The organism is Terrabacter sp. 05T424 (assembly GCF_056396225.1).
Genome location: NZ_JBFTLB010000005.1, coordinates 91,176 through 113,166, shown reverse-complemented (window position 1 = coordinate 113,166; position 21,991 = coordinate 91,176). Strand labels below are relative to the sequence as shown.

Sequence of the window (21,991 nt, the reverse complement as noted above, 5' to 3'; positions counted from 1 at the left end):
GCGTGCTGGGCGGCTGCGACCGCGCCCGGTCGAGGTGGTCGGCCGCGAACGCGGCCCACCCCGACCGGGCGGCCAGGTCACTCGCCGCGCTTGGTGAAGCCGGCCCGGCGGGCCGCCTCCTCGTTGTAGAACCACACGTCCGGCTCGGCGTCGTCATAGCCCTCGTCGTCCGGCCCGAGGAAGGTCGTGCCCTCACGGGTGCCCTTGATCGCGTGGCCCAGGGGCTGTGCACCGTCGCCGATGGGCGCGGCGGAGCCCAGCCCGAAACCACCGTCGGCGACCTCGTCGAACTCCGACACGCGCCGTCCCGCCGGGGCCGAGGCGTCCGTGGCCGCGTCGTCGGCTTGCGGACGCGTGTCCGCCGCGTCGGCGGTGGCCGCCCGGCTCGCGTCGGACCCGACGCTCGACGTCGGCCCCGACTCGGACGTCGACTCGGACGTCGACTCGGACGCCGACCCGGACGTCGACCCGGATGTTGACCCGGATGTCGACGCAGACGTCGACTCGGACGTCGACTCGCCTGGCTTCACGTCATCGGCCTCCGGGTAGGCAGCTGCGGCAACGTCGGGGGCGGGCTCAGCCTCCTGCCGACGAGGCTCCTCCGACGTCGAGCCGGCCGGCTCGTCCACGTCGGACACCTCGTCACTCTCGTGCGAGTGCGGGGCCATGTCGACGTCGCGGCCCTCGTCAGCCGGCTCGTCGCTCTCCTCCGGGCCTCGCTGCCCCGGGGTCGTCGCCCAGGGCTGTCCACGGTGGTCGCCCGGGTCGCCAGCCGGGGTGCCACCCTCGGCGACCACCTCGTCGCGGTCGGCGAGCGCCGGCACGGCCACACGGTCCTCGTCGTCGGCGGCCCCGGACTCGGATGCCACACCGTCGTCGACGTCGCCCTCGTCGGTCCCGGCAGCAAGCGTGTCGCCGTCGTCGCTGCTCTCACCAGCGGTGGCGTGCTCGTCACCTGGCTCGTGACCCCGCTCGTCGCTCGTCTCGTCGCTGTGCGCTGCCGCAGCTCCGGCGACCGCACCAGCAGCGCCGGCCCCAGCCGCGACGGTGCCGTCACCCGGACCGTCTGCTGTGCCGTCGCCGTCGTCCGGTGCGGCTGCTCCGCTTCGCTCAGAGGTCTGCTGCGTCGTCAGCTCGTCGTTGGTCTGCTCGTCCACGGGGTCACCATCCACGGTGTCGTCGGAGTGGGCGCCGGCGTCGCCGGGCTCGCTCTCCGCATACCCAGCCGCGGCGTCGGCCCGCGCGGGCGCGGCCTCTTGACGAGTGGTCGTGTCCTGAGCCGCCTCGTCACGAGACGCGTCGGCCTGGGCCGCGTCGTCCTGGCCCGCGTCGCGCCCAGTGGCCTCGTCCTGGTGGGTCTCGTCGGGAGCGGCCTCACGGCGAGGGGTCGGCTGTCCCACGCCGGGGTCGGAGGGCTCCCACGCGGGCTCCTCGTAGCGGCTGCTCCCTGCCCCTTCGGCAGACTCGGCGTCCGACGCGTCGCCCGGGGCCTCAGCCGCTGGCTCGGTGCGGTTGTCCTCCTCGCCGGGCGCCGACGGGGAGCCCTCAGACGCGGCATCGGATGTCACGGGGTCCGACGGTGCGCCGGCAGAGCTGGACGGAGCGAAGGGGTTGTCGGCGTCAGCGAGGTCGTCGTCCTCGTCGTCCTCGTGGTTGCCGGCAAAGGCTGCCGCACCGGCACCTGCTGCGCTCGCCCCGGCTGCACCGACCGCAGCCGCCGAAGCTGCTCCCCCGCCGCGGCGGGACGAGTCCTCTTGGCCTGCAAGGCGGTTGCCCTCACCGTCCAGCCGGAAGCCTTCGTCGTCAGTGCGCACGTCGGGGTCGACCCGGTCTGCCTCACGCTGGAGGTCTGCGTGCTCGGCGTGGGCCGTCTCCGCGGCGGCTCGGTGCTCGGCGGCCTGCTGCTCGAGGCGTCGCGCCTCCTCGGCTCGCTGCTTCGCCTCGGCGGCCGTGCGCTCGGCCTCGGCCTTGGCGTCCGCGGCCATGGCTGCGGTGACCGACGCACGGTCCTGGCTGCCCTGCACCTCCGGTCGGCGCTCTTCGACCTTGGCCCGGAGCTCACCGGCCTCGAACCGGCGGGCCTCGACCTCGCGCCGTCTGCCGGCGTTGACGAACAGCCAGACGATGATGCCGATGACGATGACCGCCACCGCGATCCACAGAACCACCTTGGCAGTGTCCGACATGTCAATCCCCTCACGGTTTGCGGACCTTCTCGACCGGTCCCCCCGGAAACCTACTGCGAGAGCGCACCCGAGCGGCGGGTAGCGCGCCGTCGGTGTCGTCCGGCTGCCCGTGCGACGCCGCGAATCGCCTTGGCGCGGCTGCGACCCGGGCCGCCGCCCCAGCCAGGGTCAGCCGAGACCGAGCTTCGTGGCCGTGGTCTCGCGCATCTCGACCTTGCGGACCTTGCCGGTGACCGTCATCGGGAACTCGTCGACGATCTCGACGTAGCGGGGGATCTTGTAGTGGGCGAGTTTGCCGGTGCAGAACTCGCGCAGCGACTCGGCCGTGAGCGGCGCGGCGCCCTCCTTCATGCGGACCCACGCGCACAGCTCCTCGCCGTACTTCTCGTCGGGGACCCCGATGACCTGCGCGTCGAGGATGTCGGGGTGGGTGTAGAGGAACTCCTCGATCTCACGGGGGTAGACGTTCTCGCCACCGCGGATCACCATGTCCTTGATGCGGCCCGTGATCTCGACGTAGCCGTCGTCGTGCATGACGCCGATGTCGCCGGTGTGCATCCAGCCGTCCTCGATCGCCTCCGCGGTCTTGTCTGGCTGCTCCCAGTAGCCCAGCATCACCGAGTAGCCCTTCGTCATGAACTCGCCGGCCTGCCCCCGCGGCAGCGTCTCCCCGCTCACGGGGTCGGCGATCTTGATCTCCAGGTGCGGACCGACCCGGCCGACGGTGCCGACCTTCTGCTCGAACGTGTCGTCGGTGCGGTTCTGCGTCGACACCGGGGACGTCTCGGTCATGCCGTAGCAGATCGTCATCTCCTCGATGCCGGCGGCGATGAGCTTCTTCATCAGCTCTGCAGGGCAAGGAGATCCGGCCATGATGCCGGTGCGCACGGTGGACAGGTCGTAGCTGTCGAAGTCGGGCAGGTTCCACTCGGCGATGAACATCGTGGGCACGCCGTAGAGCGAGGTGACCTTCTCGTCCTGGGTCGCGCGCAGTGTCGCGGCAGGGTCGAAGCCGGGCGCCGGGATCACCATGCAGGCGCCGTGGGTGGTGCACGCGAGGTTGCCCATGACCATGCCGAAGCAGTGGTAGAACGGCACCGGGATGCACACACGGTCGGCCTCGGTGTAGTCGCACAGCTCACCGACGAAGTAGCCGTTGTTGAGGATGTTGCGATGGCTCAGCGTCGCACCCTTCGGGAATCCCGTTGTGCCAGAGGTGTACTGGATGTTGATCGCATCGGTGTTCTTCAGAATGCCTTGGACCCGCGCCAGATCCTCCGCCGTCACCTCGTCGGCACGGGAGAGCAGCTCGTCCCAGTCGCTCGTGCCGATGTAGACCACCCGGCCGAGCCCCGACACCTCCTCGCGCACCTCCTCGACCATCTGTCGATAGTTGCTGCTCTTGAACGACTCCGCCGCCACGAGGGTCGAGATGCCCGCCTGGCCGAGGACGTACTGCAGCTCGTGCGAGCGGTAGCTGGGGTTGATGTTGACGAGGATCGCGCCGATCTTGGCGGTCGCGTACTGCACCAGTGTCCACTCGGAACAGTTCGGCGCCCAGATGCCCACGCGGTCGCCGGTGACGACACCGACGGCCAGCAGCGCCCGGGCCAGCCGGTCGACGTCAGCCTGCAGGGCGGCATACGTCCAGCGCTTGCCCTGCGCGACGTCGACGAGCGCCTCCCGCTCGCCGAAGCGCGCGACGGTCGCGTCGAAGTTGTCGCCGATCGTCTGCTCGATGAGGGGTGGGTCGCTCTCGCCCCGCGTGTGCGACAGCGTGGCGTCGAGGGTGTCGAGAACGTCGGTCATCGGGTGCCTCCGTGCGGCCGTGGACGGTTCACCCACACCCAACCCCGGCGCCCCCTCGCGCGCAAGGGATGTCCGTCGTTGCGGTCGCCACACCCGGTCAGGTATGCCGTCGGGCGGGCATCGTCTGCATCTTCAGCTGGGCGGCCCCGTCCCCCTCCAGCAGGGCGAGACCGGCGTGTCGTCCGGTGACGAGCAGCAGCAGGGCGGCTGCCGGTCCGGTGATCTCCGGCCCGCTGCCGACCTCCCAGTCGACATCGGTCGCCGCGAGGCGGTAGCCATCGAGGGGCAGCTGCCTGAAGACGGAGCCCGTCCAGCCGTGGCGCGTCGCGAAGATGTGGTCGACCGCGATTCGGGCAGCCACCGGTCGCATCTCGAGGTCCACCCCGAGCGGCAGGGCCATGTCCTGGGCGTGCACGAGGGTGTCGGAGAGGCTGCCCGCGGGCGCGATGAAGGTGTTGCGTCGCCGCGACCCGATGCCGGCGCGGATCCGGGCGATGATCTCGTCGGTCGGCAGAGCTGCCTGCAACCGAGCCGTGCGGTCGATCATCCGGTTGAGGGAAAGCGCCCCGAGCAGGCTCGGGTGGACGGCCATGAAACGGATGACGTCGGGGAGGTGCTGCCGCTGCAGCGTGAGGTGGGCTGCGACGTGGCGGACGGTCCAGCCCTCGCAGAGCGAGGGGTGGTCCCACTGCTCGTCGGTGAGCCCTTCGAGCATCGCCGCCGTGCGCTGGCGCTGGTCGTCCATCTCCGACCAGATCAGGTCGAGATCGGCAGTCCTTGCCATCGATGCCATGTCGATCCCCCTCTGTCACAGATCCTCGCGCCACGCCAGGAAATGGCGGCCGTCGGTCCGTCGCGACCAGCTAGTTCGATAGACTGATCAATATAGTTCGACTTACTGACTAGTTTCAAGAGGTGCGATGACGTCCGAACTGTCCGAGCCCTCCGAGCCTTTCGTCGGCCTGCTCATGTTCATCGCCGCGCGCGACGTCGAGAACCGGGTGGTCGCGGCCATGCGGCGCGCGGGCATCGACGACATCACCCTCGCCCAGGCGAGGGTCGCCGCCCGCATCGGACCGCACGGCACCCGCCTCACCGAGCTCGCCGAGCAGGCCCAGGTGACCAAGCAGACGGCCACGGCCCTCGTCGACCGCCTCGAGGCGGCCGGCTACGTCGAACGCGTGCCCGACCCCAGCGACGGGCGAGCGCGGCTCGTCCGCCTCACCGACAGGGCGCAGACGCTCATGCCCGTCGCCCGCGGCGAGGAGCAGCAGATCGAGCAGGAGTGGGAGGCCCACCTCGGCCGCACCCGCATGCGCCAGCTGCGCGAAGCACTCACGCTCCTGCGCGAGATCACCGACCCCTACCGCGACCTCGACTGAGGGGCGGGCCTTCACGAAGGCGCTGCTCGGAGCGCGTTTGACATGCGTCACACGCAAGGCGGGACCTCCAGCCCTGGTCGCGCCAGCCCAGCGGACGCACGCTCCAAAGGTGAGCACCAGTGCGCCAGACCCGGTTTCGACAGGACGAATTCGTCGCATCCTCCTCCTTGCGGTGACCCTCGTGACGGCGGTCGTCGTCGCCATGGTCCTGCTCCTGCGGACGAGCCCGCCTCCCCTGACGGTCTACAGCGACCTCGCCTCGAGGCGAGCCGCGATGCAGAGCTTCACCAACGAGCGCACCGCCGATGTCTACGACCCCACTGCGGGCCACATCGGCCCGGACGCGCTGGTCGCCGAGCTCGGTCACGGCGCCGTGGCCGCCCGCTGGTTCGACACCGACCTGACCCGCCTCGAAGCGGTTGCCCGCGCGTCGCACGCCTTCGTCCGACCCCCGCAACGTCCCGCGCTGCCGCCGAGCGGCTGCTCATGTTCGACTTCGTGCACAAGGACAACTGGGGCTGCGATTCGCGAGGTGGTGGCGTCGTCACGGAGTTGCCGCGCATCCGCTGGACGAGCGCCACGTCGGGCGAGCTGTCCATGGCCCGCTGGGAGGGCTCGTCGCTCCCCTTCACCGCGGTGCGCGACAGTCGCGGACGCTACGTCTCCGCCGAGCTCAACGTCTGCTGACCGGTCGCCCGCCCTGGGCACGACAAAGGCCCCGGCCGCTCTCGGGGGCCGGGGCCTTTCTTCTGTCTCAACACAGAGTGCACCCGAAGGGATTCGAACCCCTAACCTTCTGATCCGTAGTCAGATGCTCTATCCGTTGAGCTACGGGTGCGTCGTCCAGCCACTGGGGCGAACGAGAAGTTACCTTAGCGCCTGCGGTCCGCATCCACGAAATCGGCCCCGACAGCCTCTTCGGCAGCCCGTCCGCGCCCCCTCGGCACCCCTTCCGCGTATGCCGTCGCGCCGTGTCGTCGGCAACGGACATCGCGTTGCGGTCGGGTCGTGAAATTCCTGCAAGAAACCGACAGTGCGACGTCGGAATTCTTGCGCGCCCGGGAGGTTGTGAGGCGTCTCACCGCCCCGGCTCCCACTTGCGGTCAAACCCGCTGTCGCCGACGCGTACCTTGAAGTCATCACGTCATCTGTTCAGCATGTGGACACCTGCAGCCCGATCCGGGTCTGCCCAGGACCCACGTGGGGAGCAGCTTCACACCGGCACGACGTGGTGCCGGGCGGCACCGCGCGCGAAGGGATGGGCCCCGAGTTGACCACGACCCACGAGAAACAGACACACACGACGCACGCGGGACTGGCCGCATGGGTCGAGCAGGTTGCCGAGCTGACCCAGCCGCGCGACATCCGCTGGATCACCGGCTCCCCCGAGGAGTGGAGCGAGCTGACCGACCAGCTCGTCGAGGCGGGCACGTTCGTGCGCCTCAACGAGGAGAAGAAGCCGAACTCCTTCTACTGCGCCAGCGACCCGACCGACGTCGCCCGCGTGGAGGACCGCACCTACATCTGCTCGCTCGACGAGAAGGATGCAGGGCCCACCAACAACTGGATGGCGCCCGACGAGATGAAGGCTCGGATGACCGAGCTGTACCGCGGGTCGATGCAGGGCCGCACGATGTACGTCATCCCCTTCGTGATGGGCCACCTCGACGCCAAGGTCCCGATGTTCGGGGTCGAGATCACCGACTCGGCCTACGTCGTCGTCTCGATGCTCGTCATGGCCCGCTGTGGCGACAAGGTGCTGCGCAAGATCGAGGCCACCGACGCGGCATACGTCCCCGCCCTGCACTCGGTCGGCGCCCCGCTGGCCGAGGGCCAGGCTGACGTGAAGTGGCCGTGCTCCGACACGAAGTACATCGTCCACTTCCCCGAGGAGCGCACCATCTGGAGCTACGGCTCCGGCTACGGCGGCAACGCGCTGCTCGGCAAGAAGTGCTACTCGCTGCGCATCGCGAGCGCGATCGCGCACGACGAGGGCTGGATGGCCGAGCACATGCTCATCCTCAAGCTCACCTCGCCCAAGGGGTCGGTCCACTACGTCGCCGCCGCATTCCCGTCCGCCTGCGGCAAGACGAACCTCGCGATGATCACGCCCACCGTCGCCGGCTGGAAGGCCGAGATGGTCGGCGACGACATCGCCTGGATGCGTTTCGGCGAGGACGGGCGCCTGTATGCCGTCAACCCGGAGTTCGGGCTCTTCGGAGTCGCGCCCGGCACCGGCGCGTCGACCAACCCCAACGCGATGGCCACCATCGAGAAGGGCAACTCGGTCTTCACCAACGTCGCCCTGACCGACGACGGCGACGTGTGGTGGGAGGGCATGACCGACGAGCCGCCGGCGCACCTCACCGACTGGCACGGCAACGACTGGACGCCTGAGGACGGCAAGGCGGGCACGCTCTCGAGCCACCCGAACAGCCGCTTCTGCACGCCCGCCTCGCAGTGCCCGATGATCGCCCCGGAGTACGACAACCCCGACGGAGTGCCGATCGACGCGATCCTCTTCGGCGGACGCCGCAAGACGACCGTGCCGCTCGTCTACGAGTCGCGCGACTGGACGCACGGAACCTTCATCGGTGCGACGCTCTCCTCCGAGACCACCGCTGCCGCGACCGGCGCCGTCGGCGTCGTGCGCCGCGACCCGATGGCCATGCTGCCCTTCATCGGCTACCACGCCGGCGACTACATGAACCACTGGCTCGAGATCGGCAAGAGCGCGGACGCCTCCAAGCTCCCCCGCATCTTCGGCGTCAACTGGTTCCGTCGCGACGACGAGGACGGCTCGTTCCTCTGGCCCGGCTTCGGCGAGAACAGCCGCGTGCTCAAGTGGGTCATCGAGCGCCTCGACGGCGAGGCCGACGCCGTGGAGACCCCGATCGGCCTCGTCCCGACCGAGGGCGCCCTCGACATCGACGGGCTCGACCTGACGCCCGAGCAGGTCGCCAAGGCGATCTCCGTCAACGCGGCCGACTGGGAGAAGGAGCTGCCCCTCATCGAGGAGTGGTTCGCCAAGTTCGGTGACCAGCTCCCCACCGAGCTGTGGGCAGAGCTCGACGGCCTCAAGGCCCGCATCAGCGGTAACTAGGAGGACGATCCACCGCCTGCTTGCCGGCGGGCGGTGGAGACGTGATGCAGGGCCCGGCACCGACAGGTGCCGGGCCCTCCGTCATGGGGGTACATGGTTCACATGAGCGAGCCGCATTCCTACACGCGCGACGAGAGCGAAGCCGAACGCATCGACCGCAACTTCGGCGAGCAGCTGCAGGAGCTGCGCATCGCCCAGGCCGGAGTCCAGATCCTCTTCGCCTTCCTGCTGACCATCCCGTTCCAGCAGCGCTTCGCGACGCTGAGCGAGATCCAGCGCACGATCTACGTCATCACGCTGCTGTCCGTTGCCGTCAGCACGCTCGTGTTCATGACACCCGTCGCGATGCACCGGATGCTCTTCCGCGAAGGGCTCAAGGACTTCGTGGTGCGCCACACCGACACTCTCATCGGCACCGGGATGTTCTTCCTCGTCATCGGCATCGTCGGCGGCGTCGTGCTCGTGCTCGACGTGCTGCTCTCGCACACGACCGCGTTCTGGATCGGCGGCGCGATCGCCGCGCTCGCCGCCGTCCTGTGGGTGCTACTCCCCTTGTCGCAACGACACCGGCGGCGGCGCGAGTGGGCGGTCGAGGAGGACTGAGCGCCGCCGAGGCCTCCCCCCTGACGCCCCCACCCTCAACCGTCGAAAGGCCAAGATCTGCTGCCTGCCGACAGTCGAGAGGCCAACGTATGCCGGGTGGTCGCGGGTGTCTCGGCGTGCCGGCAGGCACTCGGCGCCGGGAGCCGTCGCGTTGGTCGCGGCTCGTTCCTCGAAGCGACCAGCCGCTCCTCCCTGCATCGCGCCGCCTCCGCGAAAGAAACGCCGAACGCCCCCGAGCGTGCTCGGGGGCGTTCGGTGTTCTGGAGCGGAGGCGGCGGGATTTGAACCCGCGAGAGGTTTTATCCTCAACCCGCTTAGCAGGCGGGCGCACTAGGCCACTATGCGACGCCTCCGTGCCTGTGATCGCGGCCACCGGGGCGGCGTCGGATGCACGGGCGAGCACAGGCTACCGGCACCGGAGGGCACGACCCAAACCGGGGTGACCCGGATTGACCTGCGGCACATGATCCGATGCGGCATCTATCAGGTTCGCAGGGCACAATGTGCTGTCGGCTCGTGCGCGCGGGCTGATCGAGAGAGGACTCCATGACCCACCCGAACGCGCGAGGTCCCGCCGCGCCCGCGAGTCGAGAGGCAATCCGACGTGAGCTGTCGTCGGGCTTTCGGCGCGCCCTCGGCCTCACTGCTCTCGGCACCGTCGTCCCGGGCGCCGGCCTCACCCAGACCCGCAGCCGCCGCGCCGGCTGGCTGATCCTGATCGTCGCCCTCGTCAGCCTCGGCGTCGGCGGCTACTACGTCATGCGTACGGGCGTCACGAACGCCGCGCTCTCGGTGGTCGCGCGTCCCAACGTCCTGCAGGCCCTCGCGGTCGCGTTCGTCGTCGGCGGCATCCTGTGGTGCGGCTCGATCATCCTGACCGCGGTGCAGTCGCGACCTACCCGCCTCGACCGTGCCCGCACCCGCGCCCTGGCGGCCTTCACGACCCTCATGGTCTTCCTCGTGGCCGGGTCCTCGTTCAAGTTCGCCGAGTACGCCAGCATCACCCAGACCACCGTCGCGCAGGTCTTCGGCAGCACGCCCGTCAAGCCCGGCGTCGGCGCGAAGGTCGCCGAGGGTGACGACCCGTGGGCCGAGCAGGCACGCGTCAACGTCCTGCTCCTCGGTTCCGATGCCGGCGTGGGCCGCACCGGCACCCGCACCGACTCGATGATCGTCGCGAGCATCGACACCAAGACGGGCCGCACGGCGCTCATCTCGCTGCCCCGCAACCTCCAGCGCGTCCCTCTGCCGAAGACCAGCCCCCTGCGTGGGCTCTACCCCAGCGGCACCTACGGTCGGCCCACCTGCTTCCGCGAGCAAAAGGACCCCAACGACCAGTGCATGCTCAACGCCGTGTGGACCGAGGTCGACGAGTACCGCCAGGACCACCCCGGCTCCTACTCTGGCGCGGCCCCCGGCCGTGACGAGACCCGCAACGTCATCGCCGAGGTGCTCGGCCTCAAGATCGACCACACCGTCGTCATCGACCTCAAGGGTTTCTCGCAGCTCATCGACGCGATGGGCGGCGTCACGATCAACGTCAAGCTCAGCGGCTTCGGCACCAAGCTGCCGATCGGCGGACACAGCGACGGCAACGGCGGCGTCATCGGCGAGACCGGCTACTTCAGCCCCGGCCGTCAGCACCTCAACGGCAACCTCGCCCTCTGGTACGCCCGCACCCGCGCCGCCGACAGCGACAACTACCGCCAGGCCCGCCAGCGCTGTGTCATCCAGGCCGTGGTCAAGCAGGTCGACCCCGCCTCGATGGTCTCGAAGTACCCCGAGATCGCGAGGATCGCGCGCGACAACATCTACACCGACATCCCGGCGCAGAACCTCCCCGCCTTCGTCGACCTCATCGAGCGGGTCCAGAAGAGCGGCAAGATCAGCAGCCTCGCGCTGACGCAGGTGCCGGGCTTCAACTCGGTCCGACCCGACTACGACGCGATCCACGCCTTCATCCAGAAGGGCATCGCGCCACCGGTGAACACGCCGGCCAGCAGCACCACCTCGACGTCCGGCCCCAAGCCGACCAAGACGCCGTCGTCGTCGCCCACCACGGCGTCCTACGACGAGTGCGGCTGAGCCCCGGCCCGCGAGAGGCCTGAAGCCCCTCTCTCCACGACCATCGAGAAAGCGATCCGTCCGACCGGACGGATCGCTTTCTCGATGGTGGGGCAGGGCAGGTCGCGTCAGGTCGACCCGCCCGGGTGACCAGGGATCGGGACACAACAAAGCCCCCGGCCGATGGCCGGGGGCTTTGTCACAAACGACTGAGGTTGGTGTCGCTCGTTGCTGTTGATCTCGTGTGATCAGAGCGGGCGAACTGCGTCGGCCTGCGGGCCCTTCGGACCCTGCGTGACCTCGAACTCGACTCGCTGTGCCTCGTCCAGCGAACGGTAGCCGTTCGACTCGATGGCCGAGTAGTGGACGAAAACGTCGGGGCCGCCGCCGTCCTGGGCGATGAAACCAAAGCCCTTCTCAGCGTTGAACCACTTGACGGTTCCCTGTGCCATACCGGTAACTCTTCCTTCTTTAGCGTATGGGACAACGCACCTCGCGCTTCCCAAGCTGCCGCTTTGACTCCACTCGACGGGCGAACCCACCGAAGCCGACAAAGAAATCCCGTCACCGTTGTGGATGACGGGCACCTGCTCGACTACGAGGAACTGCAACTGCAACCGCGACGAACCTAGCAGAATACCGCCCGGTCGGCCCGTCGGATCGAGTGCTTTTTGCCCCGTTCACGCGCCGTTCGGCGAGGCCTCGGTGGACTGCTCCCGCGCCCCGGTGGCTCGGACGCCTCGGCGAGCCACCTGCTGGGGCCGGTCTCCGCGGATCGTGGCCACCATGTCGACCACACGCCGGGTGGCCCGGACGTCATGCGCGCGAAAGACGGTGGCGCCGAGCCAGGCCGCCACGGCTGTTGCCGCGAGCGAGCCCTCCAGCCGCTCCTCGGCAGGAAGGTCGAGCGCCTCACCGACGAAGTCTTTGCGCGACATCGCTTGCAGCACAGGGTAGTTCAGCGCGACCACGTCAGCGGTGTGCCGCAGGACCTCGAGCGAGTGCGCCGTCGTCTTGCCGAAGTCGAGGGTCGGGTCCACGAGGATGCGCTCCTTGGGTATGCCGGCCCGCTCGGCGTCGTGGGCACCGTCGGCGAGGGTGCGCACGACGTCCCGCACGACGTCGAGCGGGTCGTCCCCGTAGGTGACGTCGACCGGGTCGGTGCGCGGCGGAAGGCCGCCGGTATGTGAGATGACGTAGCCGGCGCCGATGGCCGACGCGACGTGAACGAGGTCGCGGTCATGGCCTGCCCACGTGTCGTTCACGAGGTCGACGACCCCGGCGGCCTCACGGGCCACCTCCGAGCGCCACGTGTCGAGGCTGAGGATGACGTCCGGGTAGGCGTCGCGCGCCCACTGGAGGAACGGCACGACACGACGCATCTCCTCGTCGGCGTCGACGACCTCTCCCTCCTGGCCGGCCCGCACTCCTCCGACGTCGACGAGGTCGGCGCCGAGCTCGACGGCGCGGGCCAGAGCCGCCTTGGCCGACTCGAGGTCGACGTGCCTGTTGCCGCTGAAGAAGGAGTCGGGCGTGCGGTTGACGATCGCCATCACGGCTGGAGCAGAGGCGTCGAATCGCTTGCCGCGCAAGACGAGTGCGCGCGTCGCGGGCAGGCCCAGCGGGGCCAGACGGTCCAGGATCTCGGCGGTCGTGGGCCCGGGATCCGGGTCGGAATGTCTGGTCACACTGTCGTATCTCACGATGCTCTTCAAAGGTCAACGGTGGTCACGAGCATGGTTGCGGAACTGTTACCATTGTCCTGCAGACGTCGTCCACGACCAGGCCATGCTCCCGGTCGGGTCGCGGATGGTCTGCCGGTCCTGACCGTCCCGCAATGACGGTCGACCACCGAGCCCCCAACGACGCGTCGGATGGGGGCTTTGTCATCCAAGGAAACTGAATACAGAGATGTCGTACATCGTGTCGTTCTTCGCGGCCATGAACCGTCCGTCACCCACCCTGCCGGTCGGTCAGTACAACTCCAGCACGACGTTCGAGGAGCGCCTCGGACTGCTCTGAACAGCGCGTGCACCCGCTCGCACCGGCCCAGCCGGCTTGAGCACCTGAGAACAAAAGGTCTCCGGCTCCCCGGAGACCTTTTTCATGTCTCGGCCCGGGCCGGGCGGAGCGCCGGCTCCGGTGGCGCACGTGGGCTGCTGCCGCTTGGATCAGGACACCGGGCGGGTTCGGTCCGGCCACCCGGTCGGCCTGCCGGTCGGCCACAACGACAGGGGAACCCATCGTGCGCACTCGCCTCGCCACCACACTCGGCACCACCGCAGGACTCCTGCTGGTCGCGTCCCTGACGCCGGCCACAGCACATGCTGCCGTCTCGGCCGCGCCCGCCGCCACGACCCAGGCGACACGCTCGGGGACCGTCGTCGACGCCGAGGGCCGCACCGTCGGTGGGTGGGCCGAGCTCGGCCCGTCCTCCGACCCGGCCCTCTCGGCGTCCTCGTCGTCCGACGCCCCGGCGACGTCGTCGGGCCGTCAGGACGTCGGTGGCGGGGTGTGGACCTACGGCTCCTACGACGAGAACGGCCAGAAGCACTGCTGGTCGAAGTACTACAACAGCACCTACTACCACTCGGCGACCGCCGTCATGACGACGAGCAAGAAGGTGTACGCGTGGCAGTTCGACTACGCCGACGCCCACATCGCCGAGTCCGTCCAGATCGGCGCGCTGTGCAAGGTGTACTGGGCGACCTACCCGTGAGCCGTCGGACCGCCCCATGGTCGCTCGTCGCCGCTGTCGCACTGGGCGCCGGGTCGGTCGTTCTGGGCGCTCTCGCCTCGGGCTACGGGCCCCTCTCGCTACGTCCCGACCCGGGCGTCGTCTGGCTGCGCTACATCAGCGGCTGGCTCGGGGCGCCCTGGGCCTGGGGGCTGTTCGGCATGGCCCTCGCTTGGGTCGCCCCCCGTCTCTTCCCGGCGATCCTGTCCGCGACGGCAGGGCTGCTCGTCGCCGTCGTGTCCTACTACGCCGCCAAGGCGGCCGTCGGGATCACGTCCGGGATGGACTGGGACGCGACCCGCGTCTGGTGCGTGGCTGCGGTCATCACGGGCCCGGTGCTCGGCGTTCTCGGGCACGTCGGCCGACGCCCGACCTGGTGGGCGCTGCCGGCGGCCCTCATCGGGCCGGGACTCATGGTCATGGACGCTCGACGCAGCTCGGCCGGTCCGACCCGACCCGGCGCCGACCTCGTCGTCCTGGTCGCGGCGGCCGTCCTGGCTGTCGCCCTCATGGTGCGATCGCACGCGCCCAGAACGAACCAACACCCTAGAGGACGAGATCGATTCGATGGCCGGGCCTGCCGCGGCTAGACTTCCGCGGACACTGGAGGGCTCGCATAGTGGCCTAGTGCGGCGGTCTTGAAAACCGCTATGGGTTCATAGCCCATCGTGGGTTCGAATCCCACGCCCTCCGCCACTCTCCCGGCGGAGCCGGCCTCCTTCGGCGGTGAACCAGCGATTCGAGGAGGAGCGAGGAACGAGCGACGGAGTCCCACGCCCTCCGCCACTCCATAGTCGAAGCCGGCCTGCCTGGCGCAGCGCCGCATCAGAGCTGTCTGCTGCTCAGCACGCCGGAACGGTCGATCTTCAGCTGTCCGCTCTGGCGCACCAGGGAGAAGGCGGTGCGCTCCACGTAGGTGCGGCCGTCCTTGTAGACGTAGCGCAGGGTGGCCACCACCGATGCGGGTGACGAACCGGCCACGTCGCTCGCCTGCACGGTCGCGATGGCACCCCAGAACCGCTCGTAGGTCTGACGGTTCGTCGCCGTGGTCGTCCGGTAGCGCGCCGTCAGCTGCGCCCAACCGGCGTCGGTGCCTTGTGGGAGTTTGGAGTAGTAGTTCCGGACCGCGCCGGCGAGTTCAGCCCCACTCGGGGAACCACTCGGTGCCGCTGCCTCGGAGGTCGGAAGCCGGGGACTCGCCGGGACGCTGGAAGTGGGACGTCGCGAGGGCGTCGTCGTGGTGCGGTTCCCGAGAGGCGATGCCGCTCCGGTCGCGGTTGGAGGAGTCGAGCTCGGCCGCGTCGCCGAGCTCGTGGGCGCACTCGTGGCCGCCCGGGACTCCGCCGCAGCGGCCTCCGTCTCGGAGGCGCTGGGCGACACCACCGTCGGGGCGTCGGCGGGCCTGTTCAACAGGAACGCCACGACGAGGCCGAGCACGAGCACCGCTGCCGCGGCCAGCAGCATTCCTGCCCCTCGCCGACGCGTGGGCGCCTGATCCACCGGCTCGGCCGTCAATGGGGCGGCGCCCGCAGCCGGCTCGGGTGCCGACGCTGCGGGGTACTCCTCGGACGAGGCAGCCGGAGCTGCCCACGCATCCGGTGCTGGCTGCGCTCGCGGCTCCGGGCCGGGTTCCGGCCACGAGCCGTGCCCTGGCTCTGGTTGCGCCACGCCCCCGAGCACCGGCTCAGGTGGGAGTTCGACGGTATGGCCGCCGTCAGCGTCGTCGGTCGACGGCTTCCCGGGGAAGGGCGGTTCCGGCTCGATGCCCGGCCGCACCACTTCGAGCGGCACGGTGTCCCCGGCCCCCGCCGCAACGGCCTCCAGCGCCTTGGCCGCCTGCCCCATCGTCGGGCGATCCTCGGGCGCACTCGCCAGCATCCACACGAGCACCCGGGAGAGGCTCCCCGCCCTGCGCGGGGCGCTGATCGCCTGCGAGGCGACTCGGTGCAGCAACGCTATGGGGTTGTCGCCTGCGCCGAAGGGAGGCGCCCCCTCGACTGCGGCGTACAGGGTCGACCCCAGCGAGAACACATCCGCCGCCGGGGTCGACGCACCACCGCGGGCCACCTCCGGCGCAAGATAGGCGGGCGTGCCGGCCAGCATCCCGGTCGAGGTGAGCGAGGCATCGCCGTACGCCCTCGAGATGCCGAAGTCCGTGAGGAGCGGCGTCCCGTCGTTGGCGATGAGGATGTTGCCGGGCTTCACGTCCCGGTGGACGATGCCGGCCTCGTGTGCCACGGCCAGGGCTCCCGCGACGCCCGCGCCGACACCGGCGGCCTGTCGGACGGGAAGCGTGCCGTCGGCAGCGAGGATCTCGTGGAGGCTGCGCGACGGGACGTACTGCATGACGAGGCAGGGTGCCCCCTCGTGGTCTACGACGTCGAAGACGGGCACCGCGTTCGGGTGATGCAGTCGTGCTGTGATTCGCGCCTCCCGCATCGCACGTGCGTGAGCCACGTCGCCGTCGGCCGCTGGGAGATCCACGACCGAGCGCAGCTGCTTGATCGCCACAGCCCGGCTCAGTCGCTCGTCCCACGCCAGCCACACGTATCCCATGCCACCGGAACCGATGAGGTCGAGCAGGCGGTATCGCCCCGCGATGACATCCTGCTGCCCGCTCACCGCTCTCCCGCCTCCCGTCGCCGACCCTCACATACCCCATGGCGCCGATCGTGCTCCGGGCAAGGCAGCGAACGGCGGAGGGCCCCGGCCGGGTTGCGGTCGGGGCCCTCTTCAGGGAGCGGTCGTGGAGCTCGCGAGCGAGCTGCGCTCAGATGTACATCGCCGGGTCGAGCCACTGGTTCGCGGAGTCGCGCTTCGGGAACCGGATCACCGCCGGCACGCCGGTGGCCACCGACCCGTTGGGAACGTCCTTGACGACGACCGAGTTGGCGCCGATCTGCACGTCGTCGCCGACGAGCACCGGGCCGAGCACGCGGGCGCCGGCACCGATGGTGACCCGGTTGCCCACGGTCGGGTGTCGCTTGACGTGCTGCATGGACCGGCCGCCCAGGGTGACGCCGTGGTAGAGCATGACGTCGTCGCCGACCTCGGCCGTCTCGCCGATGACGACGCCCATGCCGTGGTCGATGAAGAAGCGGCGACCGAGCCGGGCTGCGGGGTGGATCTCGACGCCGGTGACCGACCGCGCGACCGTCGCCAGCACCCGCGCCGGGAGCCGTCCGCCGGGCTGCTTCCAGAGCTCGTGGATGCCACGGTGGGCCCAGATCGCGTGGAGGCCCGGTGAGGTCAGGGCGACCTCGAGCCGCGAGTTCGCGGCCGGGTCGCGTTCGATCGCTCCGTCGACGTCCTCGACGAAGCGGTCGGCGAGCTTGCGCACGAGACCGAGCGGGCCGGCATACGTCGGCTGCCCAGCCTCCCGCGCGGCCGGGGCGGCAGGTGCGGCGGGTGCGGGGACGCCGCCCTCACCGCGCACGAGCGTCAGCGGCGGCTCGGCCGGCCTGGGCTTGCGGTCGATCTGGGGTGCGGTGCTCATGCACGTCTCCTCTTCGGCACCGGTGCTGCGAGGGGGGTCGATCGGACGCCGGGGCGTCAGTCGACCAGACCCTCGAAGAGCACGGTGGACAGGTAGCGCTCGCCGAACGACGGGATGATGACGACGATCGTCTTGCCCTTGTTCTCGGGGCGCTGGGCGACCTGGACGGCGGCGGCGATGGCGGCGCCCGAGCTGATGCCGACGAGCAGGCCCTCCTCGGTGGCGGCGCGGCGAGCCCACTTCACGGCGGTGTCTGCGTTGACGTCGATGACCTCGTCGTAGATCTCGGTGTCGAGGATCTCGGGGACGAAGTTCGCGCCGAGGCCCTGGATCTTGTGCGGGCCGGGCTGGCCGCCGTTGAGGATCGCGGACTCCGCCGGCTCGACGGCGATCATCTGCACGCCGGGCTTGCGCGCCTTCAGTACCTGGCCGACGCCGGTGATCGTGCCGCCCGTGCCGATGCCGGCGACGACGATGTCGACCTCGCCGTCGGTGTCCTTCCAGATCTCCTCGGCCGTTGTCTTGCGGTGGATCTCGGGGTTGGCCTCGTTGGCGAACTGCCTCGCCAGTACGCCGTCGCGCTCGGCGGCGATCTCCTCGGACCTCGCGACGGCGCCCTTCATGCCGGTCGCCGGGTCGGTGAGGACCAGCTCGGCGCCGAAGGCACGCAGCAGCGCGCGGCGCTCCTTGCTCATCGACTCGGGCATCGTCAGCACGACCTTGTAGCCGCGGGCGGCGCCGACCATGGCGAGGGCGATGCCGGTGTTGCCGGAGGTCGCCTCGACGATGGTGCCACCGGGCTTGAGCTGGCCGCTGGCCTCGGCCGCGTCGATGATCGAGACGCCGATACGGTCCTTGACCGAGCTGGCCGGGTTGTAGAACTCCAGCTTCGCGGCGACCGTCGCCTCGGCTCCGTCGGTGACCTTGTTGAGGCGCACGAGCGGCGTGTTCCCGATGAGCTTGGTGACGTCCTCGTAGATCGGCATTGCTGGGGCCCTTTCGGCTGGGTGCGGCTGGATCGGCAGACACTCGGTCGGCTCGGTTGTCATCGACAACCGAGTCCTCGTTATGCATATTCCAACACACGGTTATCCATTGCCAAGAGGTCGACCATGATCCGGGCGCCCTACGAGCCGCCGAGGGCGTATGCCGGGTCGGGCCTCGGGCGCCCAGGTGACGGACCCGGAGAGCTCACCCGGCGGCATACCTCCTCGGGCGCGGTGCCCGGGCGAAGGGGACGAGCGTCACGCCGCGACGGCCGTCACATTCACTAAGCGCTTGCTAACTCGTCAGTAGACTCGCCGCCATGACTGCCCTCCAGATCGTCGCCATCGTCGTCTGTCTCGGCGTGACCGCCGTGGCCGTGGCCCTGCTGGTCAAGACGGTGAACCACTTCCTCGCGACGTTCCGGCTCGGGCAGCCGGAGGACCGCGGTGACGACAAGGGAGCCCGCACGCGCACCCTGCTGCGCGAGTTCCTCGGCCACACGCGCATGTCGCGGCTGCCGGTCGTCGCGGTGGCGCACTGGTTCACGATGGTCAGCTTCGGCGTCCTGTTCTTCACGCTGCTCAACGCGTTCGGGCAGCTGTTCCAGCCCGACTTCGTGCTGCCGGTGATCGGCCACTTCTTCCTCTACGAGTGGGTCACCGACTTCTTCGCCTTCGCAGGCTTCCTCAGCATCGTGCTGCTCATGGTCATCCGGCAGAAGAACCACCCGCGCTCGGCCGCCGGTGAGGACGGCCGCCGGAGCCGCTTCTTCGGGTCCACGTGGTGGCAGGCCTACTACGTCGAGCTGACGATCCTCGGCGTCACCGTGTGCATCGGGCTGCTCCGTGCGCTCGAGTGGACGCTCGCGCGCAAGACCGGCACCGGCATGGACACCGCTCTGCACTTCCCGCTCACCGGCTGGATCGGCAGCTTCTTCACCGGCCTGTCCGTCGGCGCGATCGAGAACCTCATCGTCGTCATCGCGGCCGTCAAGATCCTGATCTCCTTCGCATGGATGATCACCATCGCCCTGCAGCCGACGATGGGCGTGGCCTGGCACCGCTTCCTCGCCTTCTTCAACATCTTCTTCAAGCGCCACGCCGGCGGTCGCACGAGCCTCGGCGAGCTGCAGCCGATCCGCATCCATGGCGAGGTGCTCGACTTCGAGCAGGTCGAGGACCTCGACGAGGACGCTGCGCTCGGCGTCGGCAAGGTCGAGGACTTCACCTGGAAGGGCCTGCTCGACTTCACCACCTGCACCGAGTGCGGCCGCTGCCAGAGCCAGTGCCCGGCGTGGAACACCGACAAGCCCCTCAGCCCGAAGCTGCTCGTCATGACGCTGCGCGACCACGCGCACGCCAAGTCGCCGTGGCTGCTCGCCTCCGAGGAGGTCCGCGCCGGCGGCATCGACGCGGCCGACGGCTTCAGCGACGCCACCAAGGGCGCCGTCGCGACCGAGCAGCTCGTCGGCGAGACCGGCTACGACATCCGCCACCCCCTCACGGCCTACAACCCGCACGGGCCGGATGCCGTCATCGACGAGGACGTGCTGTGGTCGTGCACCACGTGCGGTGCGTGCGTGGAGCAGTGCCCCGTCGACATCGAGCACGTCGACGCCATCGTCGACATGCGCCGCTACAAGAACCTCATCGAGTCGGCCTTCCCGTCCGAGCTCAACGGCCTGTTCAAGAACCTCGAGAAGAACAGCAACCCGTGGGGCCTCGCTCCGCGGCTGCGGATGGACTGGGCCAAGGACCTCCCCTTCGAGGTCAAGCAGGTGGGCCAGGACGTCGAGAGCCTCGACGAGGTCGACTACCTCTTCTGGGTCGGCTGCGCCGGCGCCTACGAGGACCGCGCCAAGAAGACGACGCGCGCCGTGGCCGAGCTGCTCGACACCGCGGGGGTCAGCTTCGCGGTGCTCGGCGACGGCGAGGCCTGCACCGGCGACTCGGCCCGCCGCGCCGGCAACGAGTTCCTCTTCCAGATGCTCGCGCAGCAGAACGTCGAGACCCTCAACGAGGTCGGCGCCACGAAAATCGTCGTCACCTGCGCGCACTGCTTCAACACCATCAAGAACGAGTACCCGCAACTCGGTGGCCAGTACGAGGTGCTGCACCACACACAGCTGCTCAACCGGCTCGTCCGCGAGAAGCGGCTGACGCCGGTGGCCCGCCCGGGCGAGGCCGCGTCGGCCGGCACCCTCACCGGCGCCGCCTCCACGGGCAGCAAGGTCACCTACCACGACCCGTGCTACCTCGGTCGGCACAACCAGGTGTACGCCCCGCCGCGCGAGCTGCTCCAGATCCTCCCCGGCGTCGAGTACGCCGAGATGGACCGCTCGAAGGAGAAGTCGTTCTGCTGCGGCGCCGGCGGCGCCCGCATGTGGATGGAGGAGAAGCTCGGCACGCGCATCAACAACAATCGCACCGAGGAGGCCCTCGCCACCGGCGCCGACCGCATCGCCGTCGGCTGCCCCTTCTGCAAGGTCATGCTCACCGACGGCCTCAACGCCGCGGTGCAGGACGGCAAGAAGGCCGAGGGCGAGGTCGAGGTCGTCGACGTCGCCCAGATGCTGCTCGCCGCCGTGCGCCGCAGCGACGGGGGCGGGGAGCCGACTGAGGCGACAACGCCTGAGCCCCAGCCCGACCCCGAGTCCGCGCCCATCAGCTGAACCGGCCGGACGGCATACGCCCCGATGACACGAAGAGGCCCCTCCCCGAAGGGGGAGGGGCCTCTGGCGCGCGGTGGTCCGCGGCGTCAGAGAATGCTGAGCGCCGGGAACGGAGGTGGACTTCACGCCAGACCCCGTCCTCCTCGCCTACCCTGCGACGATGACCACCAGCGCGCCGCCGCCCCCGCCCCACGTCGTCCACGACCTCACGCCCACGGGCGTCCTGCGGGCCTCCATCAACCTCGGCAACGCGGTGCTCGCCCAGGGCACGCTCGACGAGCCTCGGGGCGTGACGGTCGACATCGCCCACGTCGTCGGCGAACGCCTCGGCCTGCCGGTCGAGCTCGTCACGTTCGACGGGGCGCGAAAGTCGTTCGAGGCCATGGCGGACGGCGCTGCCGACATCTGCTTCCTCGCCATCGACCCCGTCCGTGAGGCCGAGGTCGCGTTCACCGAGCCGTACGTCGTCATCGAGGGCGCCTACGTCGTGCCCACGGACTCGGCCCTGCACACCGTCGACGACGTCGACACCGACGGGGTCCGCATCGCGGTCAAGGCCGGCTCGGCCTACGACCTGCACCTCACCCGCGCCCTGCAGCACGCAAAGCTCGTTCGCAACGACGAGGGCGTCGGTTCACTCGTCGCCGAGCCCCTCGAGGCCGGCGCCGGCATCCGCGAGGCCGTCACTGCGTTCGCCGAGGCGAACTCTGGCTTCCGCGTCGTCGACGGGGCGTTCATGCAGATCCGGCAGGCGGTGGGCACGACCCGTACGCGTTCGGCCGAGTCCGTCGCCTTCCTCCGTGAGCTCGTCGAGGAGCTGAAGGCGAGCGGATTCGTCGCGGACGCGCTCGAGCGGGCGGGCCAACGGCGCGAGGCAGCGGCGCCGCCTGCCTGAGCCCAACGCCATACGCCCTTAGGTCTGACGAGGATGGAGGTCCGCACCCGGGGCAACG

Annotated in this window: 17 protein-coding genes and 3 tRNA genes; 10 read left to right on the top strand and 10 right to left on the bottom strand. The window is 69.8% G+C overall.

Translation table 11 applies throughout. The features are described 5' to 3' along the window. Window positions 1–77: 77 nt before the first annotated feature. The 3 genes from AC1DE0_RS12715 to AC1DE0_RS12705 all read right to left on the bottom strand — a co-directional run bounded on the left by AC1DE0_RS12715 (window position 78) and on the right by AC1DE0_RS12705 (window position 4,788). Window positions 78–2,186 carry a sunset domain-containing protein gene (locus AC1DE0_RS12715; RefSeq protein ID WP_478101001.1) on the bottom strand — a complete coding sequence of 703 codons (2,109 nt, stop codon included), beginning with the start codon at window positions 2,184–2,186 and terminating at the stop codon, window positions 78–80. 168 nt (window positions 2,187–2,354) lie between these two features. Then, a complete protein-coding gene (locus AC1DE0_RS12710; protein ID WP_478100999.1) occupies window positions 2,355–3,995 on the bottom strand; it encodes an AMP-binding protein in 1,641 nt (546 codons plus the stop codon). A 97-nt stretch (window positions 3,996–4,092) separates the two neighbouring features. Then, window positions 4,093–4,788 carry a maleylpyruvate isomerase family mycothiol-dependent enzyme gene (locus AC1DE0_RS12705; protein WP_478100997.1) on the bottom strand — a complete coding sequence of 232 codons (696 nt, stop codon included), beginning with the start codon at window positions 4,786–4,788 and terminating at the stop codon, window positions 4,093–4,095. Window positions 4,789–4,915: 127 nt separating this feature from the next. On the opposite strand from AC1DE0_RS12705, the gene AC1DE0_RS12700 reads away from it, so the two are divergent. Then, window positions 4,916–5,377, top strand: a complete 462-nt coding sequence (locus tag AC1DE0_RS12700; RefSeq protein WP_478100995.1) for a MarR family winged helix-turn-helix transcriptional regulator — start codon at window positions 4,916–4,918, stop codon at window positions 5,375–5,377. 486 nt (window positions 5,378–5,863) lie between these two features. After that, window positions 5,864–6,064: a hypothetical protein gene (locus AC1DE0_RS12695; protein ID WP_478100993.1), complete on the top strand. Its 201-nt coding sequence runs from the start codon at window positions 5,864–5,866 to the stop codon at window positions 6,062–6,064. Window positions 6,065–6,142: 78 nt separating this feature from the next. Here the strand turns inward: AC1DE0_RS12695 and AC1DE0_RS12690 are convergent. Continuing rightward, window positions 6,143–6,215 (bottom strand) — tRNA-Arg (locus AC1DE0_RS12690). A 420-nt stretch (window positions 6,216–6,635) separates the two neighbouring features. Here AC1DE0_RS12690 and AC1DE0_RS12685 point away from each other — a divergent pair. After that, on the top strand, window positions 6,636–8,480 hold the full coding sequence (locus AC1DE0_RS12685) for a phosphoenolpyruvate carboxykinase (GTP) (protein ID WP_478100991.1): 1,845 nt from the start codon (window positions 6,636–6,638) through the stop codon (window positions 8,478–8,480). 102 nt (window positions 8,481–8,582) lie between these two features. Further along, the gene (locus AC1DE0_RS12680) at window positions 8,583–9,083 is read left to right on the top strand and encodes a DUF6328 family protein (protein ID WP_478100989.1); all 501 of its coding nucleotides are present in this window, start codon (window positions 8,583–8,585) and stop codon (window positions 9,081–9,083) included. Window positions 9,084–9,349: 266 nt separating this feature from the next. Here the strand turns inward: AC1DE0_RS12680 and AC1DE0_RS12675 are convergent. Further along, window positions 9,350–9,436: transfer RNA gene (locus tag AC1DE0_RS12675), tRNA-Ser, on the bottom strand. 193 nt (window positions 9,437–9,629) lie between these two features. Here AC1DE0_RS12675 and AC1DE0_RS12670 point away from each other — a divergent pair. After that, window positions 9,630–11,168 (top strand): LCP family protein, encoded by a 1,539-nt coding sequence (locus AC1DE0_RS12670; RefSeq protein WP_478100987.1) that lies wholly within the window; start codon window positions 9,630–9,632, stop codon window positions 11,166–11,168. A gap of 227 nt (window positions 11,169–11,395) precedes the next feature. Here the strand turns inward: AC1DE0_RS12670 and AC1DE0_RS12665 are convergent, their stop codons facing one another. Together AC1DE0_RS12665 and folP are read right to left on the bottom strand one after the other, a co-directional pair. Beyond that, entirely contained in the window at window positions 11,396–11,599 is a 204-nt protein-coding gene (locus tag AC1DE0_RS12665; RefSeq protein ID WP_121033889.1) for a cold-shock protein, read from the bottom strand. A 228-nt stretch (window positions 11,600–11,827) separates the two neighbouring features. Continuing rightward, window positions 11,828–12,787, bottom strand: coding sequence for a dihydropteroate synthase (folP, locus tag AC1DE0_RS12660; RefSeq protein WP_478101307.1), 960 nt, complete (start codon window positions 12,785–12,787; stop codon window positions 11,828–11,830). A 605-nt stretch (window positions 12,788–13,392) separates the two neighbouring features. On the opposite strand from folP, the gene AC1DE0_RS12655 reads away from it, so the two are divergent. The 3 genes from AC1DE0_RS12655 (at window position 13,393) to AC1DE0_RS12645 (ending at window position 14,580) form a co-directional block, all read left to right on the top strand. After that, the gene (locus AC1DE0_RS12655; RefSeq protein WP_478100985.1) at window positions 13,393–13,866 is read left to right on the top strand and encodes a lactococcin 972 family bacteriocin; all 474 of its coding nucleotides are present in this window, start codon (window positions 13,393–13,395) and stop codon (window positions 13,864–13,866) included. Further along, window positions 13,863–14,474 (top strand): DUF6518 family protein, encoded by a 612-nt coding sequence (locus tag AC1DE0_RS12650; protein WP_478100983.1) that lies wholly within the window; start codon window positions 13,863–13,865, stop codon window positions 14,472–14,474. Before AC1DE0_RS12655 ends, AC1DE0_RS12650 begins: the two co-directional genes overlap by 4 nt. Before the next feature lie 15 nt (window positions 14,475–14,489). Beyond that, a tRNA-Ser gene (locus AC1DE0_RS12645) sits at window positions 14,490–14,580 on the top strand. Between the two features lie 129 nt (window positions 14,581–14,709). Here AC1DE0_RS12645 and AC1DE0_RS12640 read toward each other — a convergent pair. From AC1DE0_RS12640 to cysK, 3 genes are all read right to left on the bottom strand, one after another. Then, window positions 14,710–16,506 (bottom strand): serine/threonine-protein kinase, encoded by a 1,797-nt coding sequence (locus AC1DE0_RS12640; RefSeq protein ID WP_478100981.1) that lies wholly within the window; start codon window positions 16,504–16,506, stop codon window positions 14,710–14,712. 148 nt (window positions 16,507–16,654) lie between these two features. Beyond that, entirely contained in the window at window positions 16,655–17,380 is a 726-nt protein-coding gene (gene epsC / locus AC1DE0_RS12635) for a serine O-acetyltransferase EpsC (RefSeq protein ID WP_478100978.1), read from the bottom strand. Between the two features lie 56 nt (window positions 17,381–17,436). Further along, window positions 17,437–18,366, bottom strand: coding sequence for a cysteine synthase A (cysK, locus tag AC1DE0_RS12630; RefSeq protein WP_478100975.1), 930 nt, complete (start codon window positions 18,364–18,366; stop codon window positions 17,437–17,439). Window positions 18,367–18,686: 320 nt separating this feature from the next. Here cysK and AC1DE0_RS12625 point away from each other — a divergent pair, with 320 nt between their 5' ends. Next, window positions 18,687–21,038 carry a (Fe-S)-binding protein gene (locus tag AC1DE0_RS12625; protein ID WP_478100973.1) on the top strand — a complete coding sequence of 784 codons (2,352 nt, stop codon included), beginning with the start codon at window positions 18,687–18,689 and terminating at the stop codon, window positions 21,036–21,038. Between the two features lie 160 nt (window positions 21,039–21,198). Beyond that, window positions 21,199–21,933, top strand: a complete 735-nt coding sequence (locus tag AC1DE0_RS12620; protein ID WP_478100971.1) for a transporter substrate-binding domain-containing protein — start codon at window positions 21,199–21,201, stop codon at window positions 21,931–21,933. Window positions 21,934–21,991 lie beyond the last annotated feature (58 nt).

Excerpts from the sequence above, each read along its gene's own strand:
- AC1DE0_RS12715 (WP_478101001.1), bottom strand. The coding sequence starts at position 2,186 with ATGTCGGACACTGCCAAGGTGGTTCTGTGGATCGCGGTGGCGGTCATC.
- AC1DE0_RS12710 (WP_478100999.1), bottom strand. The coding sequence starts at position 3,995 with ATGACCGACGTTCTCGACACCCTCGACGCCACGCTGTCGCACACGCGG.
- AC1DE0_RS12705 (WP_478100997.1), bottom strand. The coding sequence starts at position 4,788 with ATGGCATCGATGGCAAGGACTGCCGATCTCGACCTGATCTGGTCGGAG.
- AC1DE0_RS12700 (WP_478100995.1), top strand. The coding sequence starts at position 4,916 with ATGACGTCCGAACTGTCCGAGCCCTCCGAGCCTTTCGTCGGCCTGCTC.
- AC1DE0_RS12695 (WP_478100993.1), top strand. The coding sequence starts at position 5,864 with ATGTTCGACTTCGTGCACAAGGACAACTGGGGCTGCGATTCGCGAGGT.
- AC1DE0_RS12685 (WP_478100991.1), top strand. The coding sequence starts at position 6,636 with ATGGGCCCCGAGTTGACCACGACCCACGAGAAACAGACACACACGACG.
- AC1DE0_RS12680 (WP_478100989.1), top strand. The coding sequence starts at position 8,583 with ATGAGCGAGCCGCATTCCTACACGCGCGACGAGAGCGAAGCCGAACGC.
- AC1DE0_RS12670 (WP_478100987.1), top strand. The coding sequence starts at position 9,630 with ATGACCCACCCGAACGCGCGAGGTCCCGCCGCGCCCGCGAGTCGAGAG.
- AC1DE0_RS12665 (WP_121033889.1), bottom strand. The coding sequence starts at position 11,599 with ATGGCACAGGGAACCGTCAAGTGGTTCAACGCTGAGAAGGGCTTTGGT.
- epsC (WP_478100978.1), bottom strand. The coding sequence starts at position 17,380 with ATGAGCACCGCACCCCAGATCGACCGCAAGCCCAGGCCGGCCGAGCCG.
- cysK (WP_478100975.1), bottom strand. The coding sequence starts at position 18,366 with ATGCCGATCTACGAGGACGTCACCAAGCTCATCGGGAACACGCCGCTC.
- AC1DE0_RS12625 (WP_478100973.1), top strand. The coding sequence starts at position 18,687 with ATGACTGCCCTCCAGATCGTCGCCATCGTCGTCTGTCTCGGCGTGACC.
- AC1DE0_RS12620 (WP_478100971.1), top strand. The coding sequence starts at position 21,199 with ATGACCACCAGCGCGCCGCCGCCCCCGCCCCACGTCGTCCACGACCTC.